Origin of the sequence: Halobacteriovorax sp. HFRX-2_2 (genome assembly GCF_043196705.1) — a bacterium.
In the GTDB taxonomy this organism is placed as follows: Bacteria; Bdellovibrionota; Bacteriovoracia; order Bacteriovoracales; family Bacteriovoracaceae; genus Halobacteriovorax_A.
Genome location: NZ_JBEBMT010000005.1, coordinates 9,447 through 10,932 on the forward strand (window position 1 = coordinate 9,447; position 1,486 = coordinate 10,932).

Consider the following 1,486-nt stretch of genomic DNA (forward strand, 5'->3'; position numbering starts at 1 on the left):
ACTCACTTCCCTGGCGCTTACTAAGTCGATTTCTGAACTTAATCATAATAAGAATGTCTATTATTTCTCATTTGAACAAAATGAGGATAAAGAACTTATCAAGTCTCTTGATATCAATACCGTTGAACTAACTCACTTAAGCTCAGTCCAAGAATATATTGCTCGAAAGCTCAATTCTAAAACAATTGCAAAGTGGATTGTTTCAACTTCTTTCTTTAAGGCCCTCTTTGATATGGTGCCAAGCTTTGGCCAACTCATTTTTCTAGGGCACATTATTGATCTTGCAAAAGACGAAGAGAATATTGTGATAGTAGATGCACCAGCATCTGGTCACCTTCTTTCAACAATTCACTCACCTAAGGTCTTTAAAGATATTTTTAAGATTGGGCCAATAGCAAACGATATCGATAAGATGCATAACTTCTTAACGAATAAAGAACACACTCAATGTGTCGTGGTTAGTATTCCAACAGAGCTTGCTGTTGAAGAGGGAGTTGAGTTAAGAGCTGAACTCACTGACGAATACAATATTTCAACAATTGAAATTCTCAACTGTGACTTAACTTTGAATAAGTTCCCTGAAGATGATACTCCAGACTTTATTAAGGTAAAGATTGAGAATCAAAAACAATTACAGAAGAAGTTTCAGGTAAAATATGATCTCCACTTCCCGCTAATTATTGCTCAAAATCAAGAGCAACAAGTGGAGGCGTTGAGTGATTTAATTATAGAAAAAATGGATATCTTTAAATCCAAATAGGCTTGCTAGTGAAGGACTTTAAAAAAATAGAAATTTTTTGTGGAACAGGAGGCGTTGGAAAAACAACGATCTCAGCATCCCGCGCCTTCTCATTAGCCGCTGATAATAAGAAAGTTCTACTAATCACAATTGATCCGGCCAAGCGCCTAAGACAGCTTTTAAATTTAAAAGACCAATCTGAAATCGTTGAATTTAAAAGTGAAGAGATTTCTTTTGATGTTCTTCTATTAGATTGTAAGTCATCTTTTGAAAAGATTCTTGGTTCTAAAGTTGATAATAAAATTTTAGAAAATCTAACCAGTTCAAGAGGTGGTCTCAATGAGATTCTTGCAGTTCTTGAAATTCAGACACAAATTAATCGCAATATCTATGATGCAATTGTTGTAGACACAGCACCAGGAAAAAACTTTTTAGACTTCCTAAATTCATCAAAGAAGATCAATCGCTTTTTCAATAAGACTTTTGCAGAAGCTTTTAACTATATAACAAATCAGAATAAGCCAGGACGTTTTTTCAATCGCATTATTTCAACAGGAATTGAAAAGTTTCTAAGCTACTTAGAAAGCGTCACAGGACAGGGCTTTATTAACGACTTCCTTGAGGCCATTTCAATCCTCTATGGAAATCGTGAGAAATTTATCGATGGTTTAAGTGTAGAAAAGACATTAAATGATCCAGCTCACTCTAGGTGGTACTTAGTAACCTCGGCCGAACATATGAAGGAAC

At 35.0% G+C, this 1,486-nt stretch carries 2 protein-coding genes; both read left to right on the plus strand.

Going from position 1 to position 1,486, the window contains the following annotated elements; genetic code table 11:
- Positions 1-760, plus strand: a 760-nt coding sequence (locus ABMA79_RS14665; protein ID WP_393093537.1) for a hypothetical protein, incomplete at its 5' end; no start/stop codon positions are given.
- 8 nt (positions 761-768) lie between these two features.
- Positions 769-1,486, plus strand: a 718-nt coding sequence (locus ABMA79_RS14670) for an ArsA family ATPase (RefSeq protein WP_393093540.1), incomplete at its 3' end; no start/stop codon positions are given.